The organism is Micromonospora sp. WMMA1976 (assembly GCF_027497335.1).
In the GTDB taxonomy this organism is placed as follows: domain Bacteria; phylum Actinomycetota; class Actinomycetes; order Mycobacteriales; family Micromonosporaceae; genus Micromonospora; species Micromonospora aurantiaca.
Genome location: NZ_CP114912.1, coordinates 501,809 through 517,274 on the forward strand (window position 1 = coordinate 501,809; position 15,466 = coordinate 517,274).

Here is a 15,466-nt window from a genome sequence, read left to right on the forward strand (position 1 = left end):
TCCCCCTTTTGCTCGTCGATCATGGAGTTGCGGCCCCCGATCCGACCGGTATGCCCGGTCTGTGCGGGGCCACAACTGCATGATCGACGACTTTGGTCAGGGTGACGTGCAGGGCCAGGGTTGTCAGCAGGGCTGTCTCGGTCAGGATGAGCGCGCGCTCGATCAGGCCCAGCAGGGCGCGGTCGCCGGGGTAGGCGGACCAGATCATCGCGCCCGCCAGCACCAGGCTGGCCACTGTCAGCCCGCGTAGCCAGGCGGCGGCTCCGGCGACCGGGTGACGGGCCAGCAGCCAGCCGGCCACCGGCAGGGCCAGGAACGACAGCACCGAGGCGTACCGGTGCACGTACGCGGCGGTGTCCATCTGCGTACCCGGCTCGTTCGTGGGCACCACGGCGGCGGCCAGCAGCCCGGCCGACCAGGCGGTCAGCAGCGCGAGCGGCACCCGGCCCGCACCGGCCCGGCGCAGCGACGGCAGCAGCACCAGACTGGCCGCCGCGAGCACCGCCATCGCGGTGTCGATGACGCCGCCCCGATCGGAGACGGCGAAGTCGCTGACGGTCAGCGACCAGGGATCCAGGTCGTCGCTCACCTCGAGATGACCGACCATTGCGAGCACCGCCGCCAGGACGATCCCGCCGAGGGCCAACAGGCCGCTGCTCCGCGTTCCAGGCATACGGCCAGCCTGTCGCCGCAACCGCCCCAGACGGATCCGGGACCACCACCCACTTCGCTACCCGGGTCGTCCCCTACCGGACCCCCGAGAACGCGTCAGGCCACGTCCAGGCGGATGTTCCCGATTCGGGCGACCACATCGAGGTGGCCGCCCAGGCCGGTCACGTAGGCGCGCAGGATGTCCAGGTTGACACTCTCGCCGTTCTCGATCTGGCTGATCCGTGCCTGAGACAAACCGGCCGCTTCCGCCAGCTGGGCCTGGGTCATGCCCAGCTGCTTGCGGATCTCCGCCAGCTGCGCGCCGCTGACCGAAGCCAGCATCTGCTCTCGGATTTGTCCCCGCCTGGCCACACGCTCGCTGTCGTCCCACGAGGGATCGATACTTCGGGCCTTCGCCTTGACGTCGCGCCAGTTCGCCCCACCACTCATGGCTGTTCTTCCTTCAAGTTGATCAGGTGCTCCTGGAACCGCTCGTCCGCCAACGGAATGGCGAGCCGGTACCAACTCTGCCACTGCCCCGCCTTGTCCCCGGCCACCAGGAAGATGGCTTCACGGGAGGGGTCGAACGCGAAGATCATCCGAACCTCCGAGGTCGATGCTCCGAACTGCGCGTCAGGTGCCGGCCGAGTCGGCGGTGGCCTCGGCGCGGGTCTGCCGGGCGCTGCTGATCCAGGTCATCGCCCACCCGGCCAGCGCGAACCCCGCAGCGGCCACCCCGCCGATCAGCAGCAGCCGCCACGCCGAGTGGGTCAGCGCCGTACCGCCCAGATGGCCGACGAGCGCGCCGTAGCTGGACCACGCGAGCGCCGCCGCCGCCTCGTAGGGCAGGAACAGCCGGTACGGGTAGCGGCTGCGCCCGGCCGAGAAGCAGGCAGCCATCCGGCCACCTGGTACGAAACGGCAGAGCAGGATCACCATCGGCCCCGGTTCGCGCAGCCCACGGGTGACGCGAGTGACCGCCCGGCGTGCCCGTCCGGGTGGCGTGGCGCGTGCCGCGCGGCGGGTCGGCGTGCTGCGGCCGATCAGGTAGCAGGCCAGGTCACCGATGAACACACCGGCAGCGCCGACCGCGATGGTGAGCGGCAGGCTGAGCCCGCCGTACACGGTCAGCGCCCCACTGGTGATCATGACGAGCTGGGTCGGCACCACCGGGACGAAGGCGTCGGCGATCAGCAGGATCAGCAACAGCGCGTACGCCCACATGGGTGACGCGACGTCAGAGATGAGCTCGGCCACGACCGCCACCTCGCCGGAGTTCTCCGTTCGACCGGATCGAGCCTGACGCCGTGTCCGGCGCCACCGCCACCGGCCCCGCCGCACGGTGACAGGCGACACCGGCAGGCCGTAGGTGTGAAACGAGGCGGCCCGCCCGCGAGTGACGGGTCACCGGTGCACACGCGCCGGGGCGGGGCGGCGCATCGTCGATTCCCGGCGTACCGTTGGTCGGACGCGGCACCGGAGCCGTCGGGTCCCCCGTTCCTGACGACCGGGCCGCCGCGGGTCGCCGGCAGGTCCCGTGCCGGCGACCCGCACCCACTCTCCGAAACTCAGGTGCGCCGTCGATGTCCGCGTGCCTATCGTCCGGGCATGCGCAGTGCGGTAGTGACCACGACGCCGGGGGTTCCCGGCGCGCCGCACTGACGTTTCCGTCGACGAGGCCCCGGGGCGATCCGCTCCGGGGCCTCGCGGCGTACCGGGCCTGCTCGCCTCCGGGTCGTACCCGATCAAGGAGAGCGACATGATCGACCACCGCAGGCTCGGCCGGGACCTGGAGCTGTTCGTCTCCGACCCGCTCGCGGGCGCCGGGCTGCCGATCTGGCTGCCGGCCGGCGCCGCCGCCCGGCACGCCGTCGAGGAGTACGTCCGGGAGTTGGAGCGCCGGGCCGGCTACCGGCACGTCTACTCGCCGCCGCTCGGTAAGCGGGAGCTGTTCGAGCTGTCCGGGCACCTGGGCTACTTCGCCGACGACATGTTCCCGCCGATGCGGCTGAGCGCCGACGACGAGTTCGTGCTGCGTCCGGCGCTCTGCCCACACCACGCGCTCGTGTTCCGCGCCCGCGGCCGCTCCTACCGGGAGCTGCCGCTGCGGATCGCCGAGCTGGGCGGCATGTACCGGGCGGAGCGCTCCGGTGTGCTCGGCGGGCTGTCCCGGGTGCGCGCCATCTCGCTCAACGACGCGCACAACTTCTGCGCCCTGGAGCAGGTCGGTGACGAGGTCCGCGAGATCCTGCGGCTGATCGGCGAGGCGCACGCGGCGCTCGGCGTCCGTCCCGCCGGGATGCGGCTGTCGCTGCGCGGGCCGGGCCAGCGGTACGTGGGCGACGACGCCGGCTGGGCGCGGGCCGAGGAACTGCTCCGCGCCGCGCTCGACGGGGTGGACGTCGTCGAGGCGCCGGGCGAGGCCGCGTTCTACGGCCCGAAGATCGACATTGAGATCGTGGACGCGGCCGGCCGGGAGTCGACCATCTCCACCGTCCAGCTCGACTTCGACAAGCCGGAGCGGTTCGACCTGTCGTACACCGACTCGGACGGCCGCCGGAAACGGCCGGTGATGGTGCACCGCAGCCTGGTCGGCAGCATGGAGCGGCTGTTCGCGTACCTGATCGAGGTGCACGAGGGCGCGTTCCCCGCCTGGTACGCCCCGGTGCAGTTGCTGCTGCTCCCGGTCGACGCGGCGCAGGCCGACGCGGCCGTCGGGCTGGCCCGCCGGGCCGAGGCGGCCGGGCTGCGGGTCGAGGTGGACCACACCGGTTCGCTCGGTGCCCGGATCCGGGACGCGTCCCGCCGCCGCGTCCCGTACACCGGGGTTCTCGGCCCCCGGGAGGCGGCCGACGGTTCGGTCTCGCTGCGCCTGCGCGACGGCCGGGTGCTCGACCCGATGCCCGCCGCCGATGCGCTGAGCCTGGTCGGCGCGGTGGTCGCGAGCCGGTCGGCGGCGCTGCTCCCGGCCTGACCCCGGCCCGTCCGGGTGCCGGTGAGGCACCCGGACGGGGACCGGTGTCGGACCTGTGGCCGGGTCCACGTCAGTTCCCGACCGGCGTGCCGGCGCCGGCACGCATTCCCGGCGGGCCGGCCGGGGCGGGCGCCGGCACCTCGTCTTCGATCACCGCGCCGCTGAACTGCGCCCGGTAGAGCCGGGCGTACGCGCCACCGGCGGCGACGAGCTGGTCGTGGGTGCCCTGCTCGACGATCCGGCCCTGCTCCATCATCAGGATCAGGTCGGCGTCGCGGATCGTGGAGAGGCGGTGCGCGATGACGAAGCTCGTCCGGTCCGAGCGCAGCGCCGCCATGGCGCGCTGGAGCAGCACCTCGGTCCGGGTGTCCACCGAGCTGGTCGCCTCGTCCAGGATCAGCAGCGACGGCTCGGCCAGGAACGCCCGCGCGATGGTGATGAGCTGCTTCTCCCCGGCGCTGACGTTGCTGCCCTCCTCGTCGATCACCGTGTCGTAACCGTCCGGCAGGCTGCGGACGAACCGGTCCACGAACGTCGCCCGGGCGGCGGCGAGGATCTCCTCCTCGGTGGCGTCCGGCCGGCCGTAGGCGATGTTGTCCCGGATGGTCCCGCCGAACAGCCAGGTGTCCTGGAGCACCATGCCGATCCGGCCGCGCAGGTCGTCGCGGCGCATCGTGGCGATGTCCACCCCGTCCAGGGTGATCCGCCCGGCGTCCAGCTCGTAGAACCGCATGACCAGGTTGACCAGCGTGGTCTTGCCGGCGCCGGTGGGACCGACGATGGCGACCGTGTGACCCGGCTCGGCGACCAGCGACAGGTCGTCGATGAGCGGCTTCTCCGGGTCGTACCGGAAGGAGACGTGCTCGAACTCGACCCGCCCGTGCGGGTCGGCGATCCGGGCCGGTTCGGCCGGGTCGGGGCTCTGCTCGTCGGCGTCGAGCACCGCGAAGACCCGCTCGGCCGAGGCCACCCCGGACTGCAGCAGGTTGGCCATCGACGCGACCTGGGTGAGCGGCTGGGTGAACTGCCGCGAGTACTGGATGAACGCCTGCACGTCACCGAGGCTCATCGAACCCGACGCCACCCGCAGGCCGCCGACCACGGCGATCGCGACGTAGCTGAGGTTCCCGATGAAGAACATCGCCGGCATGATCAGCCCGGAGACGAACTGCGCGCCGAAGCCGGCCCGGAACAGCTCCTCGTTCTTGGCGTGGAAGGCGGCCTCGACCTCCTTCTGCCGGCCGAAGACCTTCACCAGCTCGTGCCCGGTGTACGCCTCCTCGATCTGCCCGTTCAGCTCGCCGGTGTGCTTCCACTGGGCGATGAACTTGCCCTGCGACCGCTTGGCGATCTGACCGGTGACCACCACCGACAGCGGCACCGCGACGAGCGCGACGACAGCCAGCAACGGCGAGATCCAGAACATCATCGCGAGTACGCCGACGACGGTGAGCAGCGACGTGAGCAACTGGCTCAGCGTCTGCTGGAGCGTCTGCGACACGTTGTCGATGTCGTTCGTGACCCGGCTGAGCAGCTCACCGCGGGGCTGCTTGTCGAAGTAGGGCAGCGGCAGCCGGTTGAGCTTGTCCTCCACGTCGGCGCGCAGCGTCAGCACCGTGCGCTGCACCACGCCGTTGAGGACCCAGCCCTGCGCCCACTGGAGCATGCTCGCGCCGACGTAGAGCACCACGGCGAACGCCAGCACCCGGCCCAGCGCGTCGAAGTCGATGCCGGTGCCGGGGATCACGTCCATCCGGGCCAGCATGTCGGCGAAGTTGCCGTTGCCCTCGGCGCGGGCCGCCTCCGCAGCCGCCTCGGTGGTGGTGCCGGGCGGGAGCTGCCGTCCGATCACCCCGCTGAAGATGATGTCGGTGGCGTGGCCGAGCACCTTCGGCCCGATGACGCTGAGCCCGACGCTGGCCAGGGCCAGCGCGAGCACGCCGGTGAGCTGGAGCCGGTACGGCCGCAGCCGCGCCAGCAGCCGCCGTGCCGAGGGCCCGAAGTTCATCGCCTTCTCGGCCGGCATGCCCATGCTCATGTGCGGCGGACCGCCGCCGGGCCGCCGCCCGGCCGGTGGCAGCCGCGTCGGCTCGTTCTTCTGCTGGGGAACCGACGAGGTCACGCGGCCACCTCCGCCGTCTGCTGCGACGCGACGATCTCGGCGTACGTGGGGCAGCTCTCCAGCAGTTCCTCATGTCGTCCCATCCCGACGACACCCCCGTCCTCGAGCACGATGATCTGGTCGGCGTCGACGATCGTGGAGACCCGCTGGGCCACGATCACCACCGCCGCGTCCGCGGTGACCGGCTTGAGGGCGGCCCGCAGCCGGGCGTCCGTGCCGAGGTCGAGCGCGGAGAAGGAGTCGTCGAAGAGGTAGATCTCCGGTTTGCGGACGAGCGCGCGGGCGATGGCCAGGCGTTGCCGCTGGCCGCCGGAGACGTTCGTGCCGCCCTGCGCGATCGGCGCGTCCAGCCCGCCCGGCATCTCGGCGACGAAGTCGCGCGCCTGGGCGATCTCCAGCGCGGCCCACAGGTCGGCGTCGGTGGCGTCCGGGTTGCCGTAGCGCAGGTTGCTCGCGACCGTGCCGGTGAACAGGTAGGGCCGCTGGGGCACCAGCCCGATCCGCCGCCACAGCTCGTCCGGGGCCAGGTCCCGTACGTCCACGCCGTCGACCAGGACCGCGCCGGCGGTCGGGTCGACCAGCCGGGGGATAAGTGTGAGCAGCGTGGTCTTGCCGGCGCCGGTGGAGCCGATGATCGCTGTGGTCCGGCCCGGCTCGGCGCGGAACGAGATGTCGTGCAGCACCGGGGCGCTCGCGCCCGGGTACTGGAATCCGGCGCCGCGTAGTTCCAGCTCGCCCCGGCCGGTGACCTCGGTGACCGGGTCGGTGGCCGGCACCACCGACGAGTCGGTGTCCAGCACCTCCTCGATGCGCTCGGCGCAGACGGCGGCCCGGGGCACCATCATCAGCATGAAGGTGGCCATCATGACCGCCATCAGGATCTGCATCAGGTACTGCAGGAACGCGGTGAGCGCGCCGACCTGGATCTGACCGGAGTCGACCCGTGCCGCGCCGAACCAGAGCACCGCGACGCTGGAGACGTTCAGCACCAGCATCACGATCGGGAAGATCAGCGCCTGGAGCCGTCCGATCCGCAGTGCGGTGGTGGTCAGGTCGGTGTTGGCGACCCGGAACCGGTCGGTCTCGTACGGCTCACGGACGAACGCCCGGACCACCCGGATGCCGGTGATCTGCTCGCGCAGCACCCGGTTGACGGTGTCGATCCGGGTCTGCATGAGCCGGAAGCCCGGCACCATCCGGCGGATGATCAGGCCCAGCGCGACGGCGAGCACCGGTACGCAGACCAGCATCAGCCAGGAGAGCCCGACGTCCTCGCGTAGCGCCATCACCACGCCGCCGACGCTCATGATCGGCGCGGCGACCAGCATGGTGCAGCTCAGCAGCACCAGCATCTGCACCTGCTGGACGTCGTTGGTGTTGCGGGTGATCAGCGACGGCGCCCCGAACCGGGCGACCTCGCGGGCGGAGAAGCTGTTGACGCGCCGGAAGATCGAGCCGCGTACGTCGCGGCCGAACGCCATCGCGGTCTTCGCGCCGAAGTAGACGGCGGCGATCGAGCAGGCGATCTGGAGCAGGCTGACGAGCAGCATCCACCCGCCCGTACGCAGGATCTGGTCGGTGTCGCCGACGGCGACGCCGCGGTCGATGATGTCGGCGTTCAGGCTGGGCAGGTAGAGCGAGGCGATCGTGCCGACGAACTGGAACGCCACCACGGCGGCCAGCCATCGTCGGTACGGGCGCAGATGTGTGCGGAGCAGGCGGATCAACACAGATGGCTCCCCGTTGGCGGCTCGGTGTCGGACTCGCTGTCCCGGTTCAACCGACGGAGGTCCCCGTCGGACATGCCGGTGATGATTTCGATCAGGAACTGGCGGATCACCGCCCGGTTGGCCGGGTCGGCGTCGACCGACGTCAGCGGCCGGTCGCTGTGGATCATGTCGCTGATGGCGCGGGCGTGTTCGCCGCCCTTGTCGGTCAGCGTGAGCCGGACCGTGCGGCGGTCCTCCGGGTCGCGGCGGCGGCTGACGAAGCCGTCGCGTTCGAGGGTGTCCACGATGCCGGTGAGCGTGGCGGGCCGGACGAAGCACAGCTCGGCCATCTCCCGGTGGCTCACGTCGCCGGCCCGGAGGAGGATCATCAGGACCCGCATGCCGGCGGACGTGAGCCCGTGTTCGGCGAGGTACCGCCCCCAGTGCTGTTCGACCACGTGACCGGCGATCGAGATCAGCCGGCCGAGTGGCGCGTGGTGCAACGCGTCGGGGAAGCGGACGAGCGGGCCCATGTTCACGAGCGTCAGGTTAGCCCCCGAACCATCAGGGCCCAAACTAATTCTGAGAATCTCCTCAGCCGCGGTCGGCGCGGGCGCGTGGCGGCTCGTCCGGGGCGGTGGCGACGTACTCCCGCATCACCTCGGTGACCTCGCGCAGGAACGCCGTGGTGGCCTCGGCCTGCTCGGGGGTGAGCCGGGCGACCGCCCGGTCGACGCCGACGAGCATCGGACGCAGCGCCTCCAGCACCTCGCCGACGGCGCTCTCGGTCACCTGGAGGCTGAGCCGCCGCCTGTCGTGCGGGTGCGGGGTCCGGGTGACGTGACCGGCCTGCACGAGCCGGTCCACAAGCGTGGTCGCCGAGGCGGATCGGATGCCGAGCCGGTTGCCCAGCTCGACCGGGCCCAGCGGCTCCGGGCTGGAGACCAGGTGGTCGATCGCGGCGGCGTCTGTCGCGTTGAGGCCCAGGCGGCGGGCCAGCGCGGCCCGGGTGTCACCGGCCAGGCGCAGCACGTCGCGCAGTGCGCGGGACGCCTCGCTGCTCGGCGGCGCGACCCGCGCGGACTCTCCGGTTGACGGCACCCCCTCCACGGGATAAAGCTAGCATCTCAGGTAGCTAGAAAATCTAGCTAAAGGGAGGGCGCCATGCGCGGCGACGGGCGCGGCCGCTGGTTCGGCTTGCTGGCCATCAGCCTCGGCGTAGCGATGATCATCGTGGACGCCACGATCGTGAACGTCGCGGTGCCGCAGATCATCCGGGACCTCGACATCACCTCCACCGACGCGCAGTGGGTGCAGGAGGCGTACACCCTGGTCTTCGCCGCGTTGCTGCTGGTCGCCGGCCGCTTCGCCGACCGGTCCGGGCGGCGGCGGATGTTCCTCGTGGGTGTCACCGTGTTCGTGGTCGCCAGCGTGCTCGCCGCGCTCGCCGGCTCCGGCGAGACGCTGATCGCCGCCCGCGTGCTCCAGGGTGTCGGCGGGGCGATGATGCTGCCCACCTCGCTCTCCCTGCTGAACGCCAACTTCACCGGCCGGGAGAAGGGCATCGCGTTCGCCGTCTGGGGCTCCACGATCGGTGGCGCGGCGGCGCTCGGGCCGCTGCTCGGCGGCTGGCTCACCACCACGTACTCCTGGCGGTGGGCCTTCGGCATCAACGTCCCGGTCAGCCTGGCCGTGATCGTGGCGACGCTCGTGCTGGTGGCCGAGTCCCGCGACGAGCGGGCCGAGCGCGGGCTGGACCTGCTCGGTGCGCTGCTCTCGGTGATCGGCATGACCGGCGTCGTCTTCGCGCTGATCGAGGGCCGCACCTACGGCTGGTGGGAGCGGGAGCGGCCGTTCAGCCTCTTCGGGCTGGACTGGACCGCGTCGATCTCGCCGGTGCCGGTGGCCGCGCTGGTCGGCCTCGTCGCGCTCGGGATCTTCCTGGCCCAGCAGGTACGCCGCAACCGGGCCGGCCGTCCCGCGCTGCTCGACCTGTCGCTGTTCGGCATCGGCTCGTTCCGCAACGGCATCCTGGCCGCCGCGATCGTCAGCCTGGGCGAGTTCGGCCTGCTGTTCGCGCTGCCCCTGTGGTTCCAGAACGTGCTCGGCTACAGCGCCTTCCGGACCGGCCTGGCGCTGCTGCCGCTCGCCGTCGGCAGCTTCCTGGCCAGCGGCATCGGCGCGCCGCTGACCCAGCGCTGGGGCGCGGCCCGGGTGGTCCAGCTCGGCGTCGCCGCCGAACTGGTCGGTGTGGCCGGGCTCGGGTTCGTGGTCGCGCCGGACACCAGCTGGTGGGCGCCACTGGGCTTCCTGTTCGTGTACGGCGTCGGCGTCGGCCTGGCCACCGCCCAGCTCACCGGCGTCTCCCTGTCGCAGGTGCCGGTACGCCGCAGCGGCCAGGGCTCGGGCCTGCAGAGCACCGCCCGGCAGGTCGGCTCCGCGCTCGGCATCGCGGTGCTCGGCACCGTCCTCTTCGCCGGCCTCGGCGGGATCCTCGGCGACCGCCTGGCCGACCAGCCCGGGTTCACCCCCGCCCAGCGGGACCAGGTGGTGAGCGCGGTCAAGGAGAGCGCCGGCGCGGCGATCGGCGGGCTGGAGGCGGACCCGCGTACCGCGCCCATAGCCGAGGAGGCGAAGGCGGCGTTCTCCGAGGCCACCCGGTACGCCGCCTTCGCGGGCGCCGGATTCCTGCTGATCGGCCTGGTCGCCTGCCTGCGCCTGCCGACGGTGCGCGCCGAGGAGACCGGGGACAGCCCGCCCGCCGAGGCGGAGCCGGCCCGGGCCTGAGCCGGGTTCCGCCGTTCTCGTCCCGCCGGCTCGGCGCGGGCGGCTGGGTCGGCGGCGGGTCATCCGCCGAGGGCCACCGCCAGCGCCGCGGCCACGAAGACGACCTGGAGCACGGTACGGACGCCGAGCGGCGTCACCGGGCGCCCGGCGAGCGTGAGCCGTCGCCGTGCGGCCGACACGTTCGCCGGGAACATGGCGAGCATCAGCAGTGCCAGCCCGGCGGCCGCCGGGCGCGCGGTGGCCGGGAACAGCAGCGCGAGCGCGCCGGCGAGTTCCAGTACGCCGGTGACGGTGACCAGGAGATCGGGCCGGGGCAGCGCCGGCGGGACCATCGCGATCAGGTCGGCGCGGCGGGACGCGAAGTGGGCCACGCCGGTCAGCACGAACATCAGCGCCAGCCCCACCCGCAGCGCGGGGTGCCACCCGTCCAGGGCGTCCACGCCGAGCAGGCCGGCGATCCGGGCCAGCGCGTTGCCGGCGAACAGTGCGATCAGGGGTGCCATTGTCGATCCCTCCGACGAACATCTTGTCGCTGACAAGATTGCGTCGATGGTGCCATCTTGTCAATGACAAGTTAGGGTGACGGCATGGCCTCGTACCACCACGGCGACCTCCGCCGCGTCCTGCTGAGCACCGCCGCCGAGGCGATCGCCGAGTCCGGTCCGGCCGCGCTGAGCCTGCGTGAGCTGGCCCGGCGCGCCGGGGTCTCGCACGCCGCGCCGGCGCACCACTTCGGCGACAAGGCCGGGCTGCTCACCGCGTTCGCCACCCAGGGCTTCGACCTGCTCGCCGACGCGTTGCGGCAGGCCGGGGACGACCTGCTCGACAGCGGCGTGGCCTACGTCGGGTTCGCGGTGCGGCACCGGGCGCACTTCGACGTCATGTTCCGGCCCGAGCTGTACCGGGCCGACGACCCGGAACTGGTCGCCGCCCGCGCGCGGTCGGGGGCACTGCTGCGCGGCGGGGTGGCCCGGCACACCGGGCGGGAGCCGGACGCCGACGCGCTCGCCGCCTGGTCGATCGTGCACGGCTTCGCCACGCTCTGGCTCTCCGGCGCGCTGCCACCACGGGTGGGCGACGATCCGGAGGCCGCCGCCCGTACCGTGATCAGGCGGTTGTTCGACTGAGCCGGCCGGGCGTCACCAGCTCGTCGGCAGCGGCATCCCCTCGGTGTAGCCGGCGGCGCTCTGCACGCCGACGAGCGCCCGCTCGTGGAACTCCTCCAGGCTGCGCGCCCCCGCGTACGTGAACGCGCTGCGCACCCCCGAGATGATCTCGTCGATCAGGTCCTCGACGCCGGGCCGGTTCGGGTCCAGATACATCCGGGCCGAGGAGATGCCCTCCTCGAAGATCGCCTTCCGGGCCCTGTCGAACGCGCTGTCCTCGGCCGTCCGGGCGCTCACCGCACGCGACGACGCCATCCCGAAGCTCTCCTTGTAGCGCCGCCCGTCGGCGTCGGTGTAGAGGTCGCCGGGGGACTCGTAGGTGCCGGCGAACCAGGAGCCGATCATCACGTTCGAGGCACCAGCGGCCAGCGCCAGCGCCACGTCGCGCGGGTGCCGTACGCCGCCGTCGGCCCAGACGTGCCGCCCCAGCGAACGGGCCGCCGCGGCGCAGTCGAGCACCGCGGAGAACTGCGGGCGCCCCACGCCGGTCATCATCCGGGTGGTGCACATCGCGCCCGGACCGACGCCCACCTTCACGATGTCCGCGCCCGCGTCCACCAGGTCACGTACGCCGTCTGCAGTCACCACGTTCCCGGCCGCCACCGGCACCGGCGGGTCCAGCCGGCGGACCGCCCGCAGCGCCTGGAGCATCCGCTCCTGGTGCCCGTGCGCGGTGTCCACGACGAGCGTGTCCACCCCGGCCTCCAGCAGCGCGGCGGCCTTGCCGGTGACGTCACCGTTGATGCCCACGGCGGCCGCGATCCGCAGTCGCCCCCGGTCGTCGGTGGCCGGCTTGTACAGCGTGGCGCGCAGCGCGCCCTGCCGGGTCAGCACGCCGACCAGGCGGCCGTCGTCGTCCACCACCGGCGCGAGCCGCCGCCGGCCCGCCGACAGCCGGTCGAATCCGGTACGCGGGTCCGCGTCCGCCGGCACGGTGTGCAGCTCGGTCGACATCACGTGCCGGAGCTGGGCGAAGCGGTCCACCCCGACGGTGTCCGCCTCGGTCACCACGCCCATCGGCCGGCCGTCCGCGTCGACCACGACCACCGCGCCGTGCGAGCGTTTCGGCAGCAGGTGGATGGCGTCGCCGACGGTGTCGGTCGGGCCGAGCGTGATCGCCGTGTCGTGCACCAGGTGCCGCTGCTTGACCCAGCCGACCACGTCGGCGACGACCTCGATCGGGATGTCCTGCGGGATCACCGCCACCGCGCCCCGCCGGGCCACGGTCTCGGCCATCCGCCGTCCGGCGACGGCCGTCATGTTCGCCACCACGAGCGGGATCGTGGTGCCGGTCCCGTCGGTGGTGGCCAGGTCGACGTCGAGCCGGGAGCCCACCTCGGACCGGTTGGGCGCCATGAAGACGTCGTTGTAGGTCAGGTCGTGCGCGGGGACCGCGCCGTGAAGGAACCGCACCCGGACATCATTCCCGCCCGGCGGCGCTCCCGCCCTCCGTGGTGGCTCAGACCACCCGCCCCCGCGCTGTTGCGAAGGGGTCCTTCCGCACTCCTCAGGCGATGGTGCAGATCGCGGCGCCGGACGTGATCACCGCGCCGACCTCGGCGGCGAGCCCGCTGACCGTGCCGGCCTTGTGCGCGTGCAGCGGCTGCTCCATCTTCATCGCCTCCAGCACCACGACCAGGTCGCCCTCGGCCACCTCGTCGCCGTCCGCGACGGCGATCTTCACGATCGTGCCCTGCATCGGGGAGGTGAGCGTGTCCCCGCTGACCGCGGCGCCCGCCTTGCCCCCGCCACCCCGGCGGGCCGGCTTCTTCGCGGCGGGCGCGGCTGCCGCCGTACCCGCGCCGAGCCCGGCGGGGAGGACGACCTCCAGCCGCTTGCCGCCCACCTCGACCACGACGGTCTCGCGCTCGGCCGGTTCGTCGGCGGCGCCGGCGCCGGCGGTGAAGGCCGGTACGGTGTTGTCCCACTCGGTCTCGATCCACCGGGTGTGCACGGCGAACGGCTCGGCGGTGAACGCCTCGTCGCGGATCACCAGGCGGTGGAAGGGCAGCGCGGTCGCCATGCCCTCGACCACCATCTCGTCGAGCGCCCGGCGGGCCCGCTCCAGCGCCTCGGTACGCGTCTCGCCGACGATGATCACCTTGGCGAGCAGCGAGTCGAAGTTGCCGCCGATCACGTCGCCGGCCGAGATGCCGGTGTCCACCCGCACGCCCGGCCCGGAGGGCAGGCGCAGCGCGGTGACGGTGCCCGGCGCGGGCAGGAAGTTGCGGCCCGGGTCCTCGCCGTTGATCCGGAACTCGATGGCGTGCCCGCGCGGCGTCGGGTCCTCGGTGAAGCGCAGCTTCTCGCCGTCGGCGATGCGGAACTGCTCGCGCACCAGGTCGATGCCGGCGGTCTCCTCGGTGACCGGGTGCTCGACCTGGAGCCGGGTGTTCACCTCCAGGAACGAGATCGTGCCGTCCGCGCCGACCAGGTATTCCACGGTGCCGGCGCCGTGGTAGCCGGCCTCCCGGCAGATGGCCTTGGCGCTGTCGTGGATCTGGGCGCGCTGGGCGTCGGTGAGGAACGGCGCGGGCGCCTCCTCGACCAGCTTCTGGTGGCGGCGCTGCAGCGAGCAGTCCCGGGTGCCCACCACGATCACGTTGCCGTGCTGGTCGGCCAGCACCTGCGCCTCGACGTGGCGCGGCTTGTCCAGGTAGCGCTCGACGAAGCACTCGCCCCGGCCGAACGCGGCGACCGCCTCGCGGGTGGCCGACTCGAACAGGTGCGGGATCTCCTCCATGGTGCGGGCGACCTTGAGGCCGCGACCGCCACCGCCGAACGCGGCCTTGATGGCGACCGGCAGGCCGTGGTCGACGGCGAACGCCATCACCTCGTCCGCGTTCGCGACCGGGTCCGGGGTGCCGGGCACCAGCGGCGCGCCCGCGCGCTGCGCGATGTGCCGGGCGGTCACCTTGTCGCCGAGGTCGCGGATCGCCTGCGGGGTGGGGCCGATCCAGGTCAGCCCGGCGTCGATGACGGCCTGGGCGAAGTCGGCGTTCTCGGAGAGGAAGCCGTAGCCGGGGTGCACCGCGTCGGCGCCGGAGCGGGCCGCCACATCGATCAGCTTGTCGATGCGCAGGTAGCTGTCGGCGGCGGTGTCACCGCCGAGCGCGTACGCCTCGTCGGCGAGCGTGGCGTGCAGGGCGTCCCGGTCGGAGTCCGCGTAGACGGCGACGCTGGCCAGCCCGGCGTCGCGGCAGGCGCGGATGACGCGGACGGCGATCTCGCCGCGGTTGGCGATGAGAACCTTGCGCACCTTGTGGCTCCTCCCGGGAGGTCGTTGCCGGGAGTTTAGCGGCCGAGCTGCGGGGCCTAACGATCGCTCAGTGTGGGATGCGGCACTGTAGTCAAACTTGGTTATTACGCTTGTCCCGTGTCGGCAACGAGGATGATGATTCTTGGCCTGGTTCGGTGGATGCAGCCGGTGCACGGCTACGACGTGCGCCGCGAGCTGCTCAGCTGGAGCGCGGACAAGTGGGCGAACGTGCAACCGGGCTCGATCTACCACGCGCTGCGCAAACTCACCGACGAGGGCCTGCTCCGGACCGTCTCGGTGGAGCAGGTGGGCGCCCGCCCAGCGCGCACCACGTACGAGGTGACGCCGAAGGGAGAGGACGAGTTCGAGACGTTGCTGCGGGCGCAGTGGTGGCAGCTCCACGAGCCGCCGGACCCGTTCGTGGCGGCGTTCTCCTTCCTGCCGGCGATGCCGCGCGAGGAGGCCGCGGCGGCGCTGCGCAACCGGGCGAACCTGCTCCGGGCCGGGGTCGAGTCGACGCGCGCCTCGCTGGACTCGGACTGGGTGCGCACCCGCAAGCCGGTGCACGTCGGGTGGATGTTCGAGCTGTGGCTGGCCCGCGCCGAGGCGGAGTCGGCCTGGTGCGAGCGGATCGCGGAGCGGATCGAGTCGGGAGTGTCGTACCTGCCCGATGGGATGGAACGGGCTGAGGGCTGGTCGGGCTGGTCCGACGGCTCCCGGTGACACGACATAATCAACGTTGACTAAAAGAGCTATATCGCGTTAGCCTCGGCGGGAATCGCGGGGGATTCGTGCGTC

At 72.4% G+C, this 15,466-nt stretch carries 15 protein-coding genes; 4 read left to right on the top strand and 11 right to left on the bottom strand.

Annotated features, from left to right (window positions below; translation table 11 throughout):
* Positions 1–19 precede the first annotated feature (19 nt).
* The 4 genes from O7546_RS02495 to O7546_RS02510 form a co-directional block, all read right to left on the bottom strand.
* The gene (locus tag O7546_RS02495; RefSeq protein ID WP_269696114.1) at positions 20–673 is read right to left on the bottom strand and encodes a DUF998 domain-containing protein; all 654 of its coding nucleotides are present in this window, start codon (positions 671–673) and stop codon (positions 20–22) included.
* Between the two features lie 95 nt (positions 674–768).
* Positions 769–1,101: a helix-turn-helix transcriptional regulator gene (locus O7546_RS02500; RefSeq protein WP_121684334.1), complete on the bottom strand. Its 333-nt coding sequence runs from the start codon at positions 1,099–1,101 to the stop codon at positions 769–771.
* Positions 1,098–1,250 (bottom strand): type II toxin-antitoxin system RelE/ParE family toxin, encoded by a 153-nt coding sequence (locus tag O7546_RS02505; protein ID WP_281600414.1) that lies wholly within the window; start codon positions 1,248–1,250, stop codon positions 1,098–1,100. The genes O7546_RS02500 and O7546_RS02505 overlap by 4 nt, the downstream gene beginning before the upstream one ends.
* Positions 1,251–1,284: 34 nt before the next feature.
* Positions 1,285–1,908: a DedA family protein gene (locus O7546_RS02510; RefSeq protein ID WP_269696115.1), complete on the bottom strand. Its 624-nt coding sequence runs from the start codon at positions 1,906–1,908 to the stop codon at positions 1,285–1,287.
* A gap of 502 nt (positions 1,909–2,410) precedes the next feature.
* Here O7546_RS02510 and thrS point away from each other — a divergent pair.
* Entirely contained in the window at positions 2,411–3,625 is a 1,215-nt protein-coding gene (gene thrS, locus O7546_RS02515) for a threonine--tRNA ligase (RefSeq protein WP_269696116.1), read from the top strand.
* 70 nt (positions 3,626–3,695) lie between these two features.
* Here the strand turns inward: thrS and O7546_RS02520 are convergent, their stop codons facing one another.
* From O7546_RS02520 to O7546_RS02535, 4 genes are all read right to left on the bottom strand, one after another.
* Entirely contained in the window at positions 3,696–5,663 is a 1,968-nt protein-coding gene (locus O7546_RS02520) for an ABC transporter ATP-binding protein (protein WP_228531325.1), read from the bottom strand.
* Between the two features lie 80 nt (positions 5,664–5,743).
* Positions 5,744–7,477 (bottom strand): ABC transporter ATP-binding protein, encoded by a 1,734-nt coding sequence (locus tag O7546_RS02525; protein ID WP_194798611.1) that lies wholly within the window; start codon positions 7,475–7,477, stop codon positions 5,744–5,746.
* Positions 7,471–7,989 carry a MarR family transcriptional regulator gene (locus tag O7546_RS02530; protein WP_135243310.1) on the bottom strand — a complete coding sequence of 173 codons (519 nt, stop codon included), beginning with the start codon at positions 7,987–7,989 and terminating at the stop codon, positions 7,471–7,473. Before O7546_RS02530 ends, O7546_RS02525 begins: the two co-directional genes overlap by 7 nt.
* A 61-nt stretch (positions 7,990–8,050) precedes the next feature.
* Positions 8,051–8,566, bottom strand: a complete 516-nt coding sequence (locus O7546_RS02535; protein WP_194798610.1) for a MarR family transcriptional regulator — start codon at positions 8,564–8,566, stop codon at positions 8,051–8,053.
* 54 nt (positions 8,567–8,620) lie between these two features.
* Here O7546_RS02535 and O7546_RS02540 point away from each other — a divergent pair, with 54 nt between their 5' ends.
* Complete coding sequence (locus O7546_RS02540) at positions 8,621–10,243, top strand: DHA2 family efflux MFS transporter permease subunit (protein ID WP_281600415.1); 1,623 nt, start codon at positions 8,621–8,623, stop codon at positions 10,241–10,243.
* 59 nt (positions 10,244–10,302) lie between these two features.
* On the opposite strand, the gene O7546_RS02545 is transcribed toward O7546_RS02540, so the two are convergent.
* Positions 10,303–10,746 carry a DoxX family membrane protein gene (locus O7546_RS02545; RefSeq protein ID WP_281600416.1) on the bottom strand — a complete coding sequence of 148 codons (444 nt, stop codon included), beginning with the start codon at positions 10,744–10,746 and terminating at the stop codon, positions 10,303–10,305.
* 84 nt (positions 10,747–10,830) lie between these two features.
* Between O7546_RS02545 and O7546_RS02550 the strand changes: the two genes are divergently transcribed.
* Positions 10,831–11,370 (top strand): TetR/AcrR family transcriptional regulator, encoded by a 540-nt coding sequence (locus O7546_RS02550; protein ID WP_262012562.1) that lies wholly within the window; start codon positions 10,831–10,833, stop codon positions 11,368–11,370.
* 12 nt (positions 11,371–11,382) lie between these two features.
* Here O7546_RS02550 and O7546_RS02555 read toward each other — a convergent pair whose 3' ends face one another.
* Both O7546_RS02555 and O7546_RS02560 read right to left on the bottom strand, forming a co-directional pair.
* The gene (locus O7546_RS02555) at positions 11,383–12,822 is read right to left on the bottom strand and encodes a GuaB1 family IMP dehydrogenase-related protein (protein ID WP_194798606.1); all 1,440 of its coding nucleotides are present in this window, start codon (positions 12,820–12,822) and stop codon (positions 11,383–11,385) included.
* Positions 12,823–12,916: 94 nt separating this feature from the next.
* On the bottom strand, positions 12,917–14,668 hold the full coding sequence (locus O7546_RS02560; protein ID WP_269696121.1) for a biotin carboxylase N-terminal domain-containing protein: 1,752 nt from the start codon (positions 14,666–14,668) through the stop codon (positions 12,917–12,919).
* Positions 14,669–14,800: 132 nt separating this feature from the next.
* On the opposite strand from O7546_RS02560, the gene O7546_RS02565 reads away from it, so the two are divergent.
* The gene (locus O7546_RS02565; protein WP_269698038.1) at positions 14,801–15,391 is read left to right on the top strand and encodes a PadR family transcriptional regulator; all 591 of its coding nucleotides are present in this window, start codon (positions 14,801–14,803) and stop codon (positions 15,389–15,391) included.
* Positions 15,392–15,466: the final 75 nt, after the last annotated feature.

Coding starts and splice junctions, on each gene's coding strand:
- O7546_RS02495 (WP_269696114.1), bottom strand. CDS start 673: ATGCCTGGAACGCGGAGCAGCGGCCTGTTGGCCCTCGGCGGGATCGTC.
- O7546_RS02500 (WP_121684334.1), bottom strand. CDS start 1,101: ATGAGTGGTGGGGCGAACTGGCGCGACGTCAAGGCGAAGGCCCGAAGT.
- O7546_RS02505 (WP_281600414.1), bottom strand. CDS start 1,250: ATGATCTTCGCGTTCGACCCCTCCCGTGAAGCCATCTTCCTGGTGGCC.
- thrS (WP_269696116.1), top strand. CDS start 2,411: ATGATCGACCACCGCAGGCTCGGCCGGGACCTGGAGCTGTTCGTCTCC.
- O7546_RS02520 (WP_228531325.1), bottom strand. CDS start 5,663: ATGAGCATGGGCATGCCGGCCGAGAAGGCGATGAACTTCGGGCCCTCG.
- O7546_RS02530 (WP_135243310.1), bottom strand. CDS start 7,989: ATGGGCCCGCTCGTCCGCTTCCCCGACGCGTTGCACCACGCGCCACTC.
- O7546_RS02540 (WP_281600415.1), top strand. CDS start 8,621: ATGCGCGGCGACGGGCGCGGCCGCTGGTTCGGCTTGCTGGCCATCAGC.
- O7546_RS02545 (WP_281600416.1), bottom strand. CDS start 10,746: ATGGCACCCCTGATCGCACTGTTCGCCGGCAACGCGCTGGCCCGGATC.
- O7546_RS02550 (WP_262012562.1), top strand. CDS start 10,831: ATGGCCTCGTACCACCACGGCGACCTCCGCCGCGTCCTGCTGAGCACC.
- O7546_RS02565 (WP_269698038.1), top strand. CDS start 14,801: ATGATGATTCTTGGCCTGGTTCGGTGGATGCAGCCGGTGCACGGCTAC.